This window comes from Acinetobacter sp. ANC 4558 (assembly GCF_002135375.1).
Taxonomy (GTDB): Bacteria; Pseudomonadota; Gammaproteobacteria; order Pseudomonadales; family Moraxellaceae; genus Acinetobacter.
Genome location: NZ_NEGH01000008.1, coordinates 35,846 through 53,207, shown reverse-complemented (window position 1 = coordinate 53,207; position 17,362 = coordinate 35,846). Strand labels below are relative to the sequence as shown.

Sequence of the window (17,362 nt, the reverse complement as noted above, 5' to 3'; positions counted from 1 at the left end):
CTTCTAATTCCTTTTTTAAGTCGAAAGATTATATAAAAACAAATACATAAATTATCTTGAGATCTGATTTTAGCTATGATCAATTAGAACGTAGATCTGTTGTACGTTCACCTAAAAGATAAGACTATTTGAATCTAAGTTATTTGGAAGATTTATGAAAGATGTTGTAGAGAAGACCTCTCTTTTTTTACCCACACAGAAAAGTCTGTCACATATCTGGAAAAAACCTAAATTTAAATTTGGAGATTCACTACATTTTAAAGGGACAAAATTTATTAATGTTGAACCCTCATATGATAATCGTACACGGACAGATTTATTGAAATGGCTGCTCACCAGAAAGTCCTTTACTTGGAATACCAACATAGAAAAAGAATATGAGGCGTTTCTAAAACAGCCTAGAAAGCAACCAGAAGCTCGACCTCATGCAGATTTAAATGATTGGCAAATCTGGTTTGTGGGTCATGCTACAGTGTTGATTCAGATTGGACCTTATAATTTTTTAACCGATCCTGTTTGGTGTGATTATGTAAGTCCTCTGCGTGGCTTAGGGCCTAGAAGGGTTTGCCCTGCTGGCATTCGTTTAGAGGATTTACCCCCTATTGATGCAGTTTTGCTGAGTCATAATCATTATGATCACATGGATTTGGTGACCTTAAATTGGTTGCATGATCAATTTGGAATGATGATTTATACGGGCTTAGGAAATGCATGGTATTTACCGAAACATTTTCATGTTACAGAAATGGATTGGTGGCAATCTATTGATTTCCATCAGCTTAAAATTTTTTATACACCTGCACAGCATGGTTCTGGTCGGGGCTTAAGAGATCAAAATTGTGCATTATGGGGAGGTTTCTCGATTCTTCACCATCATGATCATTGCTTCTTTGCAGGCGATACGGGCTATTCGACACATTTTAAAGAAATTAAAAACCGCCTTGGAAAACCTCGTATTGCATTATTGCCGATAGGAGCCTATGAGCCTCGTCAATTAATGCGTTATATGCATATGAATCCTGAGGATGCTTTTCAAGCTCATAAAGACTTAGAGAGTCGTTCATCGCTTGCTATTCATTATAGAACGTTTCAATTAACAGACGAAGGGCGTGATGACCCTGAGAGAGAGTTACATTATGTTATGCAACATTCATCTAAATTAGTGAATCCATTTTATTGCATCCGAGAGGGTCAAAAAATTATCGTTTGAGAAGAGCATCTGCGATAAAGTTAATCTAACGTAGTAAATCAGGAGAGTTTAGTTGGATATAGCACTTGATCATTCGATAAATTTTGAGATGTTGCATAATAAATGTCATAAATAAATGGTAAATATTGAAAGGTATTAGGCTTAAATAATTAGTGCATAGATAAAATAAAATGTGAGCGTAATTTACATCTTGTATACGAATTTTATTTTATGTAGTTTTTTTGAAAAAATATTTATAATTTATTGAGTTAAAGTTAAAAACCGATCGTTCTTATTCATAAAATCTGCTTTCTTTTTTATCAAAAGCCCTTATATTCATTATGAAGATAATTAAAAGTTGTTGATGTAATTTTAGTGATTTCATCGTTATAAAATAATATGGAGAGTCTCATGTCTACGAATACGCAAGCTACATCAGGTAAATGTCCATTCCATCAGGAAGGTGCAGTCACCAATGCTGCCAGCTCAAATACAGATTGGTGGCCAAATGCTCTAAACTTAGATATCTTATCTCAACACGATAAAAAAACCGATCCAATGGATCCTCATTTTGATTATGCGAAAGCATTTAACTCTTTAGATTTAGAGGCTGTAAAAAAAGATATCCGAACATTAATTAATACTAGTCAAGATTGGTGGCCAGCAGATTGGGGAAGTTATATTGGTATGTTTGTACGTACCGCATGGCATTTAGCAGGGTCTTACCGAAAACAAGATGGTCGTGGTGGCGCCAATACAGGTAACCAACGTTTTGCACCTTTAAATAGCTGGCCAGATAATGTGAACACGGATAAAGGTCGTCGTTTGCTTTGGCCAATTAAGAAAAAATATGGCAATAAGTTATCTTGGGGAGATTTAATTGTTCTAGCAGGCACTGTAGCTTACGATGTCGCAGGATTAAAAACGTTCGGTTTTGCTGGTGGGCGATTAGATATCTGGGCACCTGAAAAAGATATCTATTGGGGAGAGGAACGCCAATGGTTAGCACCCACTGAAAACCGCTATGGCAATGATAGTGATCGTCAATCGTTAGAGAATCCACTTGCTGCGGTACAAATGGGTTTAATCTACGTCAATCCAGAAGGGGTTGATGGTCAACCCAATCCACTAAGAACAGCCCAAGATATGCGTGTAACTTTTGATCGCATGGGAATGGATGATGAAGAAACGGTGGCTTTAACTGCTGGTGGTCATACTGTAGGAAAGGCCCATGGAAATGGTAAAGCTGAGCTTTTAGGAAAAGATGTTGAAGGTGCAGATGTTGAATTCCAAGGGTTAGGGTGGCATAACCCGGAAGGGACTGGTAATGGTACAAATACCATGGTCAGTGGGCTTGAAGGCGCTTGGACGACGCATCCAACAGAATGGGATAATGAGTTTTTCTATTTATTATTCACTTATGATTGGGCTTTAACAAAGAGTCCGGCAGGGGCGAATCAGTGGGAACCTACGAATATTAAAGAAGAGGATATGCCAGTTGATGCGCACAATCCAAATATTCGCCGTAAACCGATGATGACTGATGCTGATATGGCATTAAAAATTGACCCAGAATATCGGAAAATTTCTGAACATTTTTATAAAGATCCTGCGCATTTTGCAGATGTTTTTGCACGAGCATGGTTTAAGTTAACGCATCGTGATATGGGACCAAAATCGCGTTATTTAGGTACTGATGTTCCTGCTGAGGATTTAATCTGGCAAGATCCGATACCAACCGTTGATTACACACTGTCTGAAACTGAAATTGATGAATTAAAAACTACACTTTTAAATAGTGGACTCAGCTCAGCTGAACTTATTTCAACTGCATGGGATAGTGCACGTACATACCGTGGTTCAGACTTCCGAGGTGGGGCAAATGGTGCACGTATCCGTTTAGCTCCGCAAAATAGTTGGGAAGGGAATGAGCCTGTACGCTTAGCAAAAGTACTTGAAAAATTAATTGAAATTCAAGCAGGCCTTACAAAAAAAGTCAGTATTGCAGATTTAATTGTACTGGGAGGCACAGCAGCAGTTGAACGAGCAGCACAAGCAGCGGGTGTGAATGTTAAAGTTCCATTTATTTCAGGGCGAGGAGATGCGATCCAGGCACAGACAGATGTATATTCATTTGAAGACTTAGAGCCTAAGCATGATGGTTTTCGCAATTGGGTTAAGGCTGACTATGTTGTCCAACCTGAGGAAATGTTATTGGATCGGGCACAATTATTAGGTCTAACAGCACCTGAAATGACGGTTTTAATTGGTGGAATGCGTGTATTAGGAACGAATTATGCAGGTACACCAGAAGGTGTTTTTACCGATCAAGTGGGGGTGCTAAGCAATGACTTTTTTGTCAACTTAACTGATATGAAGTATAGCTGGAAACCTGTTGCGAAAAATCGTTATGAAATTGTGGATCGTACTACAGGAATAACCAAATGGACTGCAACGCGTGTTGATTTAGTTTTTGGGTCAAACTCAATACTTCGGGCATATGCGGAGGTTTATGCGCAAGATGATAATAAAGAAAAATTTGTGAAAGACTTTATTGCGGCATGGACGAAGGTCATGAATGCAGACCGTTTTGATGTAAAGTAGTTATGATTTAAAAATGTTAAAACCGACGTTAATGTCGGTTTTTTCTTTCAGAAAATGAAGATTTTAAAGCTATTTGTTTTATTGATTAAGGTTAGATTTTTTCTTACTGATATTTTATACAGCATCATTTTAAAAATATTTAATGAAGAGTTTCTTGTAATCACCCACTGTTCTGCTTAAGCTTTATTCATATTATAACGTTGCAGGTTGAAATGAGAACGGATAGCCGCCTTTCTAGAATGTTACATGTTATTTTGCATCTTTCTCATGAAAAATCTCCTTTAACATCTGAACAAATTGCCCAGATGTTAGGAACAAATCCAGTGGTGATTAGAAGAACAATGGCAGGATTAAAAAAGCAGGGTTATGTAAGTTCTGAAAAAGGGCATCATGGAGGGTGGATATTAAGTTGTGATTTGACGAAAATAAGCCTTTTTGATATTTATCAATCAGTTGGTGAAGCAAATCTATTTACAATTGGTATAGATGAATCACATCCAAACTGTATTGTAGAACAAGTGGTTAATCATGCGGTTGTTGATATTTTGAAAGATGCTGAAATATTGATGATAAACCGACTTAAAAGCATTAAATTATCAGATCTTGCTGCTCAGTTTAATTCAAAACTTTACTCTTAAACGCTGTAAATTTTAAACAGCAATTGAAGCCGGTTTTAAAATGCCCCATCATGTAACAATGAAAGTTATATGATGAGGCATTTTATGATTTCATCTTTTCTTTATGCATTGATTATTTGCATGATCCTTGCAGTTGCTTCTGCCAGTATTTCAATGACACTGACACAAACAGAACTTTTTGCCCCGTTACGAAATTGGGCGAAGAGTACTGGTCATATGATTGGACATCTATTTCAGTGTTTTTATTGTATGAGTCATTGGGTTGTTATTTTAGGAATATTAATTTATCAATCAATATTGATACATAGTGGATATATATGGGTAGATTTGATTATTTCAGTATTTTTTACCATCACATTAACCACATTTATTTGTGGAATAATGTTTAAAGTCTTTTTAACAGGAATGAACAAGGCAGTGAAAGAACAAGAATTAAAAAAACATCATGTGAATGACACAATGAAGTAATACAAAAATCAGTATGTATCATACTGATTTTTGGTTGAGCTAAATCGGCAAGGTCTGCAATAATTTTGTAAAGTAAGTGGGTTAAGATGGAAGAAAAACACTTAAAAATTATACTGATATTTTATACTATGTGTTCGGAATTGCTTGTAAAATATCAGTTTCTAAAATTTCCCATTGTTGAAAATTTGGATTGATCAGTAAGGTTTGTGAGATAAAACCATAATAAATTCGTTGGATATTTAAACTTATATGTTGGCATTGTATTGAATCGAGGATAAAGGGACTTAATATACTTTCCCACATATGAACCATCATGTTGTAGCTTTTACAGTAGCTTTCAATATTAGAAATTTGGCGTTCTAATAGGAAAACTTGTGCCCATAAAAATTGCTGTATCTGAATTCGCTCTAATTGAAAGTGAATAATCTGTGCTAAATAATCTTTTATGCTGCTTACTGTGGATAAGTTAATCAGACTTTGTGCATAACTTTTTAGTGCCTCAGCATTGTTTTTAATGTGCATATGAATTGTTAAAGCGATTAAGTCTTCTTTTTTAGAAAAGTACTCATAAAAAGTACCTAATCCAACTCCGGCTAAATTTGTAATTTCACGAATGGTAATTTTATCTGCCGAATGTTCATGTAAAAGCCGAACAAAACTTTCTTGTAGTGCTTCTTGTGTGAGTTTTGCTCTGGATTGGTACGGTTTTCTGCGGACATGAACCTTGGGAGTTTTCATAGAATAAAGCCGAACACCTACTTGTGATTTATTGACTATACTGAAGGTATATCGAAAGAAGAACAAGTAGGTGTATTGAAATGGAAAATTCATGGGAAACACATCAAATATTTAATCAATATGATGAGTTGAATAATTATAATTTGTTCGAAAGCGATATGGTTTTAAAAGAAATTTTGCATCGTTATGGTAGTCAAGATCTAGAGACTTTTTCAACAATGGGAGAGGTCGTAGGTTCTAGTGAATATTACTTACATGCTGCTTTAGCAAATCGGCATAGTCCAATTTTACATAACTTTGATGCTAGAGGTCGTCGCATTGATTTTGTGGAGTTTCATCCATCTTGGCATAAATGGATGGCAATCAATCGTAAATATGCTACGCATGCTCACCCCTATCAAGCTGAAACAACCGCAAAATGGGTTGATTGGGCAACTCGTTTTTATCTTAGTGGACAAATTGAAAGCGGAAATTTATGTCCAAACTCCATGACACTAGGCAGTATTCCTTTAATTCAATGTGAGCCAGAGTTATGGGAGAAAATTGGAACGAAACTGCTATCAACAGAATATGATGAAAGAGATCTTCCGATTTCCCAAAAAAAATCGATATGGATTGGTATGGGAATGACTGAAAAACAGGGAGGTTCAGATGTACGAAGTAATGAAACATTGGCTGTTCCTGTTGCACAAAAGGGAAGAGGAAAAGCTTATTTACTCACTGGGCATAAATGGTTTTTTTCTGCACCGATGTGTGATGCACATTTGGTGGTTGCGAAAACGGAGCAAGATGGCTTAGTGTGTTTTTTTGTGCCACGATGGTTAGAAAATGGAACTAAAAACAATATTCATGTTCAACGTTTAAAAGATAAGGTTGGAAATAGAAGCAATTCCAGTACCGAAGTTGAGTTTAAAAATGCTTGGGGGATCATGATTGGTGAAGAAGGGCGTGGGATTCCAACAATTATTGAAATGGCAAACTATACACGCCTGACATGTTCTGTCGGCAGTACAGCAATGCTTAGGCAAGCATTGGTTCAGTGTTTAGCTTATACCCGACAGAGAAAAGCATTTGGAAAACCTTTAATTGAGCATGTCTTAATGAAATCAGTTTTAGTTGATCTGGCACTAGAAACTGAAGCAGCGATGCAACTGAGTTTCCATTTGGCACATTGTTATGCATTAAGTGATGATTTATCTTCTGTATGGAAGCGACTTTTAACCCCAGCAGCGAAATTTTGGATTTGCAAAAGAACAGTTGAGTTAACAGGTGAGATGATGGAGGTTTTTGGTGGAAATGGCTATGTAGATCAAGGTATTATGGCGCGTATATTTAAAGAGGCTCCAGTTAATACCATTTGGGAGGGCTCTGGTAATGTGATGTGTCTAGATGTACTTCGAGCAATTACACGTAGTCCAGAAACCTTAGAAATATTTTTCCAAGATTTGGCTTTAACCACTCAAAAACATGAAATTTTATATGCAGAAATGAGTGATTTATTGCTTTTATTTCAACAGTCTGCAGAAGATGTCATATTCATGGGGAGAAGCCTTGTTGGGCGTTTGGTTATTTTAACGCAAGCAGTATTATTACAACGTTATGCCCCTAAATTTGTTGCTGATGCATTTATTCAATCACGGTATTCAAAATTTCACGGAGGAGTTGTGGGAATGCTTGACTCGAACATTATGAACATTGATGACATTTTAAATAGAGCTTATCCAGCAAATGTTTAAAATTCATTTGCTGTACATGTTAGAGAAAAGATTCTTTCTTATTTATATTCCATAGATCATGAATTATATTTAATTTTTATACGACATTATATGGGTAATTATTAAGAATAAGTTTAATTAGTATGCGCGTAATTATATTTACGTATGTGATTGAAGGGTAAATTTGCATATATTAATTTTATATGTAATGAATAAACTCATGATGATTTAAATCTTTTAGAGGGGAGATTTACGTGATGAATATCAAATAGATTAGATGAGTTGAGGGATATTTTTGATTGGGCGGTATATTGATTTAAAATGTTTCTTATGGTTATATATTTTGTGCGGTTAGCAATAGTTAAACTATTATTAATCATAAAGTCAATTATTGTTAATATATACTTTATAATATGAAATATAGAATGATTTACGTAATTTCAAGGAATGAAAATGAGCAATTTTTATAAAAAAACAGGTTTAGCATTACTCATAGCATCATCATTACTGTTGAGTGCATGTAATGATGATAATTCAAGTGGCACTAAAACGGGTCAAGTTGAAAATCCAGTTAAATATGCAACTTATATTTCAGAAGCGAAATATGTTGATCAACAAAATAAGCCAAGAGATACCTTAGAAAACGCAGTAGATATTTCTGTAATGCGCTATACCATGCCAAATGTATTGGGTAAAAATAGCGAAGCAACCGCAGTGGTCATGTATCCTAAAACTGTTACACCAAGTGATGGTTGGCGAGTTGTTGTGTGGGAACATGGAACTTTGGGTGTTGGTGATGCTTGTGCCCCAAGTAATACAGAATTAGGTGTACGATTTAAGCCACTGGCTGACGAGCTTTTAGCTTTAGGATATGTAGTGATTGCGGTAGATTATGAAGGACTTGGCACACCAGGGATCCATCCATATTTACATTTAGAAAGTGAAGCAAACTCTGCTATTTATGCGGTGAAAGCATTTAAAGAAAAATATGGCGCTCGAGTCAAAGGTGAATGGATGTCAGTAGGTCAGTCACAAGGTGGACAAGCCTCTTTAGGAACAGCAGAATATGCTTATAATGATCCAACCTATAAAGGTGCTGTTGCAGGTGCGCCAGCATCGAGTCTAGGTCATATCATTACTGAAGTTGCGCCAGGAGCATTAACTAATATTGAAAAAAGTGAAATTTTAGCAAATATACCACTAGAAAAACGAGCTTCTATTCAAGCATATGCCACTTTATTAGGATATGGCGCATTGGCAGGTGCGGGTATTAAAGCATATGAGCCAAACTTTAATTATTTAGCCATGTTTGAACCAGAGTCGCAAGAAACGGCAAAACTGGCAGCAGGCACCAATGGTGAAGATGGGAAATGTTTAGCAGAGATTGTCAGTGCTTATCAGGATGATATTCTTAATTTTATGCGAGCTGATTCAACACGTAAAGTCATGGATTTCCCAGGTATATCTACTAATGAGTTGGCAAAAAATCCAATTATTCAAAATTTTATGAATGTGTTAAGTCAACCTGGTTTAAACCCAGTGAACAAGCCTATTTTAATCATTCAAGGCACTGCTGATACCAGTGTACCATTCCCAGTTACAGAGGGTTTATTTAATAGGTTAAAAGCAGCTAATCCAGCAACCAGTATCACGTTCCTTCCAGTGGTTGGTGCAACACATACTCAAGCGATCGTTCAAAAACAACCAGAATTGGTGAAATTTATTCAAGAACATATGTCAAGTGGTTTGAAATAATCAGAATAAGCCCAAATATGATATTTGGGCTTTTCTTTTATTAAAGTAAGAGCAGTAATTTTAATTGGACTCGATTCATGAGGATTTCCTACATGTATAAATGAAATTAAAATGTGTATTCAAAATAGACAAAGAGGCGTAATATTACAGTTTCAAATATAGATATCTATGGTAAAAGGCAATCCAATGACAAAGAAGAAAAATGTACCCCAAGTGGTCATTCATAATTTTGTAGCAAAACATATGCATGAGATAAACAAAAGCCAAGTTTTTGTAGATCGGAAGAAAAATGAAAAACGTGGCTATAACAAGCACAGAAAAGGGAGATATTCAGATGATTATCTCCCTTTTTCTTTGGGTGGTTTAAGTACTTTTTATATTACGCACTGACAATTCGTGTGCTTGCTTTGACCATATCTTCTAAACCATGGGTTTTAAAATAATATTCCATCATACTTTTTACAATCAGTGGATTGTTCATTGATAAGGCACGCGTTAATAGTGCTTTCGCATCGCTCATTGGAACATGGCAAATTGCTTTTCTCACACGTAAAATATTACTTGAACTCATTGATAGCGTATTAAATCCGATTGCCATTAAAAGAACTGCAGAAAGTGGATCACCTGCCATTTCTCCGCATAAGCTAATAGGTTTGTTGTTTTTATGACATTCTTGTACTAAACGAGATAAAGCACGTAAAACAGCAGGGTGAAAATTAGAATAAACATTGGCGACACGTGGATTATTTCGATCAACTGCTAATAAATACTGAGTTAAGTCATTTGATCCAACCGAAAAGAAATCAACAAGTTCTGAAAATTCATCAATTTGTAAAAGCACACTTGGTACTTCAACCATGATACCAATTTTAGGTTTAATAATTTTCACTTGTTCTTCTTCTTGTACAGCATGCCAATCACGGTCAAGCAAATACAATGCTTCTTCTACTTCACTGACACTGGTAATCATAGGAAGTAAAATATGTAAATTGTTTAGACCAATACTGGCTTTTAACATGGCACGAATTTGTGAAGAGAAAATTTCTGGATGGTCTAAGGTAAAGCGAATTCCCCTCCAACCTAATGCTGAATTTTCTTCTTCAATTGAAAAATAAGGTAAATCTTTATCTGCACCAATATCCAGCGTTCGCATGACAACAGGTTTATTGGCAAAGTGACTGAGTTGTTGGCGATATATAGCGCGTTGTTCTTCTTCGCCTGGGAAGCGATCACGTAACATAAATGGAATTTCAGAGCGATATAGACCGACGCCTTTAGCACCACGTTGTACTCCGCGTACTACATCAATCATTAAACCTGTATTTACATATAAATGAACAGACACGCCATCGGGTGTAATGGCATCTTTGGTTTCGTATTGTTTTAAATCTTTGGCAATTTGTTCTTCTTCTTTTTGAATTTCTTTATAACGTGCTCTTAATCGACGTGGAGGATTGATAAAAACACGCCCTTGATGGGCATCTACAATCATCTCTACATCATCAAGTGTATTAATCGGTAATTCGGTTACACCAACAACAGTCGGAATACCTAAAGCGCGAGAGACAATGACCATGTGCGAATTCATTGCACCTTCAGTGGTGACAATGGCTGCAATTTTATCGACAGGCAATTCAACCAATGCCGCAGTTGAAATTTCATCTCCAATTAAAATACTTTCATCGGTTAATTCTCTGTGGCTCGAATCAGCTTCTTGCAAAAACGCTAAAATACGTCGTCCTAAATCTTTTAAATCTGATACACGTTCTCGTAAATAGTCATCTTCCATTTGGGCAAATAGTGCAATATGTTTATCAATCACATTACGCACTGCACCTTGCGCCCAATTACCTTCACGAATTTCTTCTTTGATTTCAGCAGGCAATGCATTTTCATCTAACATACGTAAAAACACACTAAATAAAGCACGTTCTTCGGCCATTAATGCATCTTGCATTTTGTCATCAAGTGATTCAATTTCAGCACGGACTGCTTCGATTGATCGATCAAGAAGTTCAAGTTCTTCGCTAATATCTTCAGCTTCACGATCTGGAACAGATGCTAAGTCTGCAGGCGGATACAGGACGACGGCACGTCCTAGAGCAATGCCGCCTGAACCAGAAAGACCTTGGAAGGTTTTATAAGACGATATGTTATTTGCTTTACGAAATACATCAATATTACTGACCGCATGTGCATGTGCAATCACCCCCGAAAGTTGGGCACAAAGCGTAACTAAAAACGATTCAGCAGCTTCACTAAAGTCTTGGGATTCAGTATTTTGTACAACCAGTACACCCATCACTTTTCGTCGGTACATGACTGGAACACCGAGAAAAGAGTTATAAAGCTCTTCACCTGTTTCTGGAAAGTACATAAAACGTTCGTGTTTTGGGGCATGATCTAAGTTAACGATTTCTTCTCGTTGCCCCACTAAGCCGACTAGACCTTCACTGGTATGTAGTGAAACATGACCAACAGCTTCAGGATTTAAGCCTTTAGACGCCATCAGTAAATAACGTTGATTACGTTCATCGAGTAGATAAATAGAGCAAACATCAACATGCATGGCTTCAGCAACTTGGTTGACCATGATATCTAATGATTCATGCAAACTGGCTGACGCATTGATCTCTTGAACAATACGTCTTAATGTGTCCAGTTGCATATTTGACATAGAATTTGCTCCACCAATTATCATTAACTTATTTATATCAAGAGTAATCTAGAAAATCTGCTTTTAAATGAGATTTTTTTATTTTATCTCATGGTAGCTGATTACATAGTTCTATCATGGCTTTTCTGTATACATCTCGTTTGAAATTCACAACCTGTCCCAATGGGTACCAATAACTTACCCATTGCCATTGATCAAACTCGGGTGGCTCTGACAAATCGAGTTGAATATGTTGTACGGAAGCTTTCAACCGAAGTAAAAACCACTTTTGTTTTTGACCAATACATACAGGATCGGAATCCGTGCGTATATACCGATGTGGCAAACGATAACGCAACCAACCTTTGGTCTGCGCTATAATTTCGACATGTTCGGGCAATAAGCCAACCTCTTCTCTCAGCTCACGGTAAAGTGCCTGTTCAGGGGTTTCTCCATATTGGATACCTCCTTGTGGAAATTGCCATGCATTGTGACCAATGCGTTTTGCCCATAGAACCTGTCCAAATTCATTTGCCAAAATGATCCCGACATTGGGTCGGAAACCTTCAGAATCGATCATTTGGCTACCTAAAATATCTGTAATTAAAATCTTTACCTTCGGGGATTGTTTATTTCTTTATCCAACTCGAAAAAAGCAAAGTTTAAAAATGTTAAAATTGCTATGATCTTAACGAATTTCTATCGACTAGCGGAGATAGATTTACATTTTTTTTCTTAAATTGTAGCTTTGACGAGTATTTTAATGAAATTAGCGCTATTTGACCTTGATCATACCTTGTTAAATATAGATTCAGATCACTCTTGGGGTGAATTTTTAATCAATGAAGGTTTGGTTGATCCAGTTCATCATCGTGCTATGAACGATAAATTTTATGAAGATTATAAAGCAGGGCAATTAGACCCGATTGCTTATAATGAATTTGTATTTGAATTTCTCACACAGCATGACAATGAATATTTAACCCAATTGCACTCACTCTTTATGGAGAAAATTATTCGACCACAAATGCGTCCAGATGGTTTTGACGCTATTCAACGACATAAAGATGCAGGTCATCAATTAGTCGGCATTACTGCAACTTCAGACTTTATCACTGTACCTATTTTTCAGGAATTTGGAATTTCTGAAATTATTGCAACCAATGCAGAAGTGATTGATGGGAAATATTCAGGAAAAGTCATTAATGTGCCAAGTTTTCAAAAAGGGAAGCTTGTTCGTTTAGATCAGTGGTTACAAGGAAGAGAAGTAACAGAATCTTGGGCTTATTCAGACTCCATTAATGATCGATTTTTATTGGAATATGCAGATCATGCGATCGCCGTAAGCCCTGATGATCGTCTTACAACACTTGCAAAAGAACAGGATTGGGATATACAAGATTGGTCTATTTCATCTTAATTCATTTTAGATAAAAGAGAAGTCAGTCATTAAAATGCTGGCTTCTCAAAAAACTAAAAGATTGATAACAAAGATATTACTTTATGTGAAATTGCATGATTGAAGTGTTATATTTATTAAAAATAAGTAGAGATATTTCTGAATTTATGATTTATTTCAGTCATAAGTATGAATAAAGTAGGAGTGAGAAATGACCGTTCGTCCACGTATGACATATCTTTTTGAACAACTTGGTTTAGATGCTTCTGAAGATGGCATTGCATTATTTATTGTGACGCATCAATTAAGTGCAAATATTCAAATTGCTGATGCAGATTTTTGGACTGCGGCACAAAAACAATTTTTAGAAGAAAAAATAAAATCTGATGGAGAATGGGCAATTATTGTGGATCAATTGAATGAATCATTACATGAGGATTCTGTTCAAAAATAATCATGCTGCATGACAAAATTAGAAGCCAGTTTAAATGGCTTCTAATGATTAAAAGAATAAATAGAACAATAAATTTAGGATAAAAATAATGAATGAGAACCTTTCACCCATATCATCTGAAGCGCAAGATAATTCAGCGAAACCTCTAGATTTTAATTCACTAGAAAACCAATATAGAGCGTGGTTTATTGGTGATAAATTTCAGAAATACTATGCAAAACATTTTTCTCATATTGAGCTGAAAAAAAGCATTTCAGGATTTAATTTTGGTGCATTTTTCTTCGGTCCAATCTGGATGATTTATCGGAAGATGTATGTATATGGTTTGGCTTATTTTATTTTAATCACAGTATTCAATATCGTATTATCTTTCTTGGAGATTTCTGCTGCTTTGGATCGTGGTATTTCAATTGGAATATCTGTAGCATTGGCAATGAGTGGAAATACTTTATATAGGTATTATGTTGATCAAAAAGTTAAGCATCTAATTCAAAGTACAGAACCTTTTAATTTAGAAAATATGTTGAAACAACAGGGCGGTACAGCTTTTTGGGTTGCTCTATGCGTATTGATTATTACACTAGTATTATTAGCTTTAGGTCTTTATTTAGAAGAATAAAAAGCATGGTTGAATAAGCTAAAGATGAGATGGATGCTAAATCAGCATAGACTATTATTTTTAGCGTATCGATAAGAGATGCTAAATGTTTATAATAAGATAGATTGACTTAATTAAGTGATAAAAATCAGATGAGCGTAAAAATTAAAGGTTATATTGCAACAAGTGCAGATGGCTACATTGCAACTCAAGATGGTTCAGTTGATTTTTTAACACCGTTTCAACACATTGATTGTGGTTATGATGATTTTATCGCTGACATCGATATGGTGGTTATGGGGCGTAAAACTTATGAGACAATTTGTTCTTTTGGCGAGAAATGGCCTTATCCTAACCAAAAAGGCATTATTATTACTTCTCAGGAAAATTTACCTTTAATTGATTCATCATTGTCTATTTGGACGCAAGGAGTTGAGGCGTTAGTCACGCACTTAAATCAAAACTATGATGCGAATGTATGGCTTGTGGGTGGGGCACAATTACAACAGTCATTTATTGACGCTCATCTGCTCGATTCATTGGAAAATTATGTAATGCCTGTTTTACTTGGGAGCGGTATTCCATTGTTTCCTCAACGAGCGGCGAATGAATATCCATTAAAATCGATGCATGCTGAAATGATTGAGAATACCGTGATGAAAATTACGTACCAATTTAAATGATGGCAATTTAATCATTTTATATTGTTATTTTTAGTATTAAAAAACCACCTTGAGGGTGGTTTTTATTTATTTCATCATTTGAATGAGTTCTTGTACCGCTCGTGATTGTGTACGACCAGGATGCCAAACCATACCTAATTGTCGATTCATTTCAATTGGGATATCTAATGGTTTTAAATCATGATTCAATAATGTTTTTGGTAAAACAGACCATCCTAAACCAATGGAAGCTAACATCCGAATTGATTCCAGAGGATTATTACTCATTGTCGTTTTTGGTTTTAAGCCTTTCTTTTCAAACTCAGCTAAGGTAATTTGACTGGTAAAGGTTTGTGCCGCTGGTAAAAGACTTGGATACTCAATTAAATCTTCAAGTGTTAAGTTCTTGCGTTGCGCTAAAGGATGAAAAGGGGCTGCAATAAATACCAAAGGGTCATTCCAAATAGTAACATAGCTTAAGCGTTCATCTCCTTGTGGTGGGAGAGTTAAGAAAGCCAATTCTAAATCACCTGCTAATACTTGTTCATGTGCTTGCTCTGAGTCAACAAAATGAACATCAAGTTTTACATTTGGAAAACATTGAACGTAATTTTTTAAGTGATTTGGTAGGTGGTGCAAACCAATATGATGACTGGTTCCTATTTTAAGCCGACCTTGAACCTGATCTTGTTCATGGCTAAGCGTATGATGAATATCACCGAGTTCATTGAGCCAATTCTTTACTTTTGGAAGTAAGGAATGCGCTGCATGTGTTGCTTGAACACCGCGTCCTGCAGATTCAAAAAGTTTCACCCCGAAGTAATCTTCTAAACTATGAATTCGCTTAGTCACAGCAGGTTGGGTAATAAATAACTGATCTGCCGCTAATGAAATAGAACCAGTTTCCATGACCTTTACAAAGGCCTCAAATGCTGCAAGATTCATAATAAAGTTCGAGTTATGAAAATTTAGATTTAGTATAAAATAAAATTATAATAATTGCGATGATTTAAATATATTTGTTGATCAGCCTCATTATTTATTGATTATTAGATTTTAAGTATGAAAAGGTCACTTTTTGTGACCTTTATGGAATATCAATTGAGTCAAATTTTTATCAATGTTTTTGAGGGCTGAACGTTTTACGCTCCCAAATACGCTCGTGAATGAAAAATGCAAATGCTTGAACAGTGGGTTCAAGTAAACTCAGCGTTGCAGCAATCAAAAGATTACCTGTAACTACATAAGCGACAATCATTGCAACCGTAATATGCATAATATAGTAGCTGAGGGTTTTCTTTAACATACGTTGGTTATTGTTAATAAATTTTTGAACATGAGCCATTGCGATATTCCTAATTTAAACTTTAGTTATGTAAATAATAACCATTATCATCTAAATAGTAAAAGTGATTTTTTGTTTCTTCTATATCGGAAATCTCGAATGCTTTAATTTTTTAGTGATTTATAGATAATACACAATAATTTAAAAATAGTTACATTTTAGTTATATTATAACATAACTAAAAATATCTAATATTTTCAATAAGTTATTATTTGGTAGAGTATGATTATTAGTGAATTTATGTGTGATATTTAATCAAAAGCATAACAAATTACATTTTCTTCATAAAAAAATGAACGTAAAGAGTTATTATTTTTTGCCTGAAAAGTAGTAACAGCTCTTCAGTTGAATTTTACATTAGTTTTAAAGGTTGTTGTTTTAAATGGTTGCCGATGCAAATTATGCGAATTATCAAGATGTGAATGCTCCAGCCATTCATTTTGTGATTCGTAGTGATAAAAGTGCAAATACCCCGAATAAGGGTAATACGAGTAATGATCCTTCTGATACGCAGTCTTCTGAAAAAACGAAACCATTTTTTAGTCGAAGTTCAATTGATGTAGGTAAATTTACACAACGTTTAAACAGTATTACGAGTCAAGTAAGTTCACAACGATGCGCACGTAGTATTCGTATAGCGCTTCAGTCTGCTGGCGCTAATGTTGAAAATCATCCTGTTGCTGCCGCTGATTGGGGAAATACATTGTTAAAAATTGGGTACAGAAAAATAGCTCCAGAATTTTCTAATCCTAAACAAGGTGATATTTATATTATTCAGCGTACAGGCAAACATAGCTATGGTCATATCGCGGGTTTTTCTGGTTCTCAATGGGTTTCAGACTTTAAACAGCGCAGTCATGATATTTATCGAGATGCAGCGGTAAAGTATGAATATTACAGATTAGCACAGCGTTAAATTATGTCAGATTTCTTTGATCGATAGGCATAAATTGAGACCAAGAAAAACCCAATGAGTGTAAATCCAACGGTTTGAATCATTAAATACAATCGTCCTATTGAGGGCAGTGAAATGACTAAAGCAATCAAAGCCGCTAGAGGTAGCATAAAAAATAGCATATTCATTCCAGTTTTGTAGGAGTGATTGAGGCTTAATTTTTGTTTCAATTGATATATAAAGTGA

General features: G+C 35.5%; 17 protein-coding genes. 12 read left to right on the top strand and 5 right to left on the bottom strand.

The window, feature by feature from the left end:
• Positions 1-154: 154 nt before the first annotated feature.
• The 4 genes from B9T31_RS10680 to B9T31_RS10665 all read left to right on the top strand — a co-directional run bounded on the left by B9T31_RS10680 (position 155) and on the right by B9T31_RS10665 (position 4,899).
• Positions 155-1,210 carry an MBL fold metallo-hydrolase gene (locus tag B9T31_RS10680; RefSeq protein ID WP_086181953.1) on the top strand — a complete coding sequence of 352 codons (1,056 nt, stop codon included), beginning with the start codon at positions 155-157 and terminating at the stop codon, positions 1,208-1,210.
• Between the two features lie 390 nt (positions 1,211-1,600).
• On the top strand, positions 1,601-3,793 hold the full coding sequence (gene katG / locus B9T31_RS10675; RefSeq protein ID WP_086181952.1) for a catalase/peroxidase HPI: 2,193 nt from the start codon (positions 1,601-1,603) through the stop codon (positions 3,791-3,793).
• 212 nt (positions 3,794-4,005) lie between these two features.
• Positions 4,006-4,431, top strand: coding sequence for an Rrf2 family transcriptional regulator (locus tag B9T31_RS10670; RefSeq protein WP_086181951.1), 426 nt, complete (start codon positions 4,006-4,008; stop codon positions 4,429-4,431).
• An 84-nt stretch (positions 4,432-4,515) separates the two neighbouring features.
• Positions 4,516-4,899, top strand: a complete 384-nt coding sequence (locus tag B9T31_RS10665; protein ID WP_228146026.1) for a hypothetical protein — start codon at positions 4,516-4,518, stop codon at positions 4,897-4,899.
• A gap of 126 nt (positions 4,900-5,025) precedes the next feature.
• Here B9T31_RS10665 and B9T31_RS10660 read toward each other — a convergent pair whose 3' ends face one another.
• Positions 5,026-5,637, bottom strand: a complete 612-nt coding sequence (locus B9T31_RS10660) for a TetR/AcrR family transcriptional regulator (protein WP_086181950.1) — start codon at positions 5,635-5,637, stop codon at positions 5,026-5,028.
• An 80-nt stretch (positions 5,638-5,717) separates the two neighbouring features.
• Between B9T31_RS10660 and B9T31_RS10655 the strand changes: the two genes are divergently transcribed.
• From B9T31_RS10655 to B9T31_RS10645, 3 genes are all read left to right on the top strand, one after another.
• Positions 5,718-7,373 (top strand): acyl-CoA dehydrogenase family protein, encoded by a 1,656-nt coding sequence (locus B9T31_RS10655; protein WP_086181949.1) that lies wholly within the window; start codon positions 5,718-5,720, stop codon positions 7,371-7,373.
• Positions 7,374-7,805: 432 nt separating this feature from the next.
• Positions 7,806-9,107 (top strand): alpha/beta hydrolase family protein, encoded by a 1,302-nt coding sequence (locus tag B9T31_RS10650; RefSeq protein ID WP_228146025.1) that lies wholly within the window; start codon positions 7,806-7,808, stop codon positions 9,105-9,107.
• Positions 9,108-9,293: 186 nt separating this feature from the next.
• On the top strand, positions 9,294-9,497 hold the full coding sequence (locus B9T31_RS10645; protein ID WP_086182066.1) for a hypothetical protein: 204 nt from the start codon (positions 9,294-9,296) through the stop codon (positions 9,495-9,497).
• Here the strand turns inward: B9T31_RS10645 and ptsP are convergent.
• Positions 9,487-11,784, bottom strand: coding sequence for a phosphoenolpyruvate--protein phosphotransferase (gene ptsP, locus B9T31_RS10640; protein WP_086181947.1), 2,298 nt, complete (start codon positions 11,782-11,784; stop codon positions 9,487-9,489). The two genes, B9T31_RS10645 and ptsP, sit on opposite strands and share 11 nt — an antisense overlap.
• Before the next feature lie 88 nt (positions 11,785-11,872).
• Positions 11,873-12,343 (bottom strand): RNA pyrophosphohydrolase, encoded by a 471-nt coding sequence (locus tag B9T31_RS10635; protein ID WP_086181946.1) that lies wholly within the window; start codon positions 12,341-12,343, stop codon positions 11,873-11,875.
• A 183-nt stretch (positions 12,344-12,526) separates the two neighbouring features.
• On the opposite strand from B9T31_RS10635, the gene B9T31_RS10630 reads away from it, so the two are divergent.
• From B9T31_RS10630 to B9T31_RS10615, 4 genes are all read left to right on the top strand, one after another.
• On the top strand, positions 12,527-13,183 hold the full coding sequence (locus B9T31_RS10630; protein WP_086181945.1) for an HAD family hydrolase: 657 nt from the start codon (positions 12,527-12,529) through the stop codon (positions 13,181-13,183).
• Positions 13,184-13,373: 190 nt separating this feature from the next.
• Positions 13,374-13,616 (top strand): DUF2789 family protein, encoded by a 243-nt coding sequence (locus B9T31_RS10625; RefSeq protein WP_086181944.1) that lies wholly within the window; start codon positions 13,374-13,376, stop codon positions 13,614-13,616.
• Positions 13,617-13,704: 88 nt separating this feature from the next.
• Complete coding sequence (locus tag B9T31_RS10620; RefSeq protein WP_086181943.1) at positions 13,705-14,235, top strand: DUF2628 domain-containing protein; 531 nt, start codon at positions 13,705-13,707, stop codon at positions 14,233-14,235.
• Between the two features lie 131 nt (positions 14,236-14,366).
• Positions 14,367-14,897, top strand: a complete 531-nt coding sequence (locus B9T31_RS10615; RefSeq protein WP_086181942.1) for a dihydrofolate reductase family protein — start codon at positions 14,367-14,369, stop codon at positions 14,895-14,897.
• A gap of 66 nt (positions 14,898-14,963) precedes the next feature.
• On the opposite strand, the gene B9T31_RS10610 is transcribed toward B9T31_RS10615, so the two are convergent.
• Positions 14,964-15,821: a LysR family transcriptional regulator gene (locus tag B9T31_RS10610; RefSeq protein WP_086181941.1), complete on the bottom strand. Its 858-nt coding sequence runs from the start codon at positions 15,819-15,821 to the stop codon at positions 14,964-14,966.
• A 172-nt stretch (positions 15,822-15,993) separates the two neighbouring features.
• Positions 15,994-16,221, bottom strand: coding sequence for a DUF2061 domain-containing protein (locus B9T31_RS10605; RefSeq protein ID WP_086181940.1), 228 nt, complete (start codon positions 16,219-16,221; stop codon positions 15,994-15,996).
• Between the two features lie 382 nt (positions 16,222-16,603).
• Here B9T31_RS10605 and B9T31_RS10600 point away from each other — a divergent pair, with 382 nt between their 5' ends.
• Positions 16,604-17,137, top strand: a complete 534-nt coding sequence (locus B9T31_RS10600) for a peptidoglycan amidohydrolase family protein (protein WP_086181939.1) — start codon at positions 16,604-16,606, stop codon at positions 17,135-17,137.
• Positions 17,138-17,362: the final 225 nt, after the last annotated feature.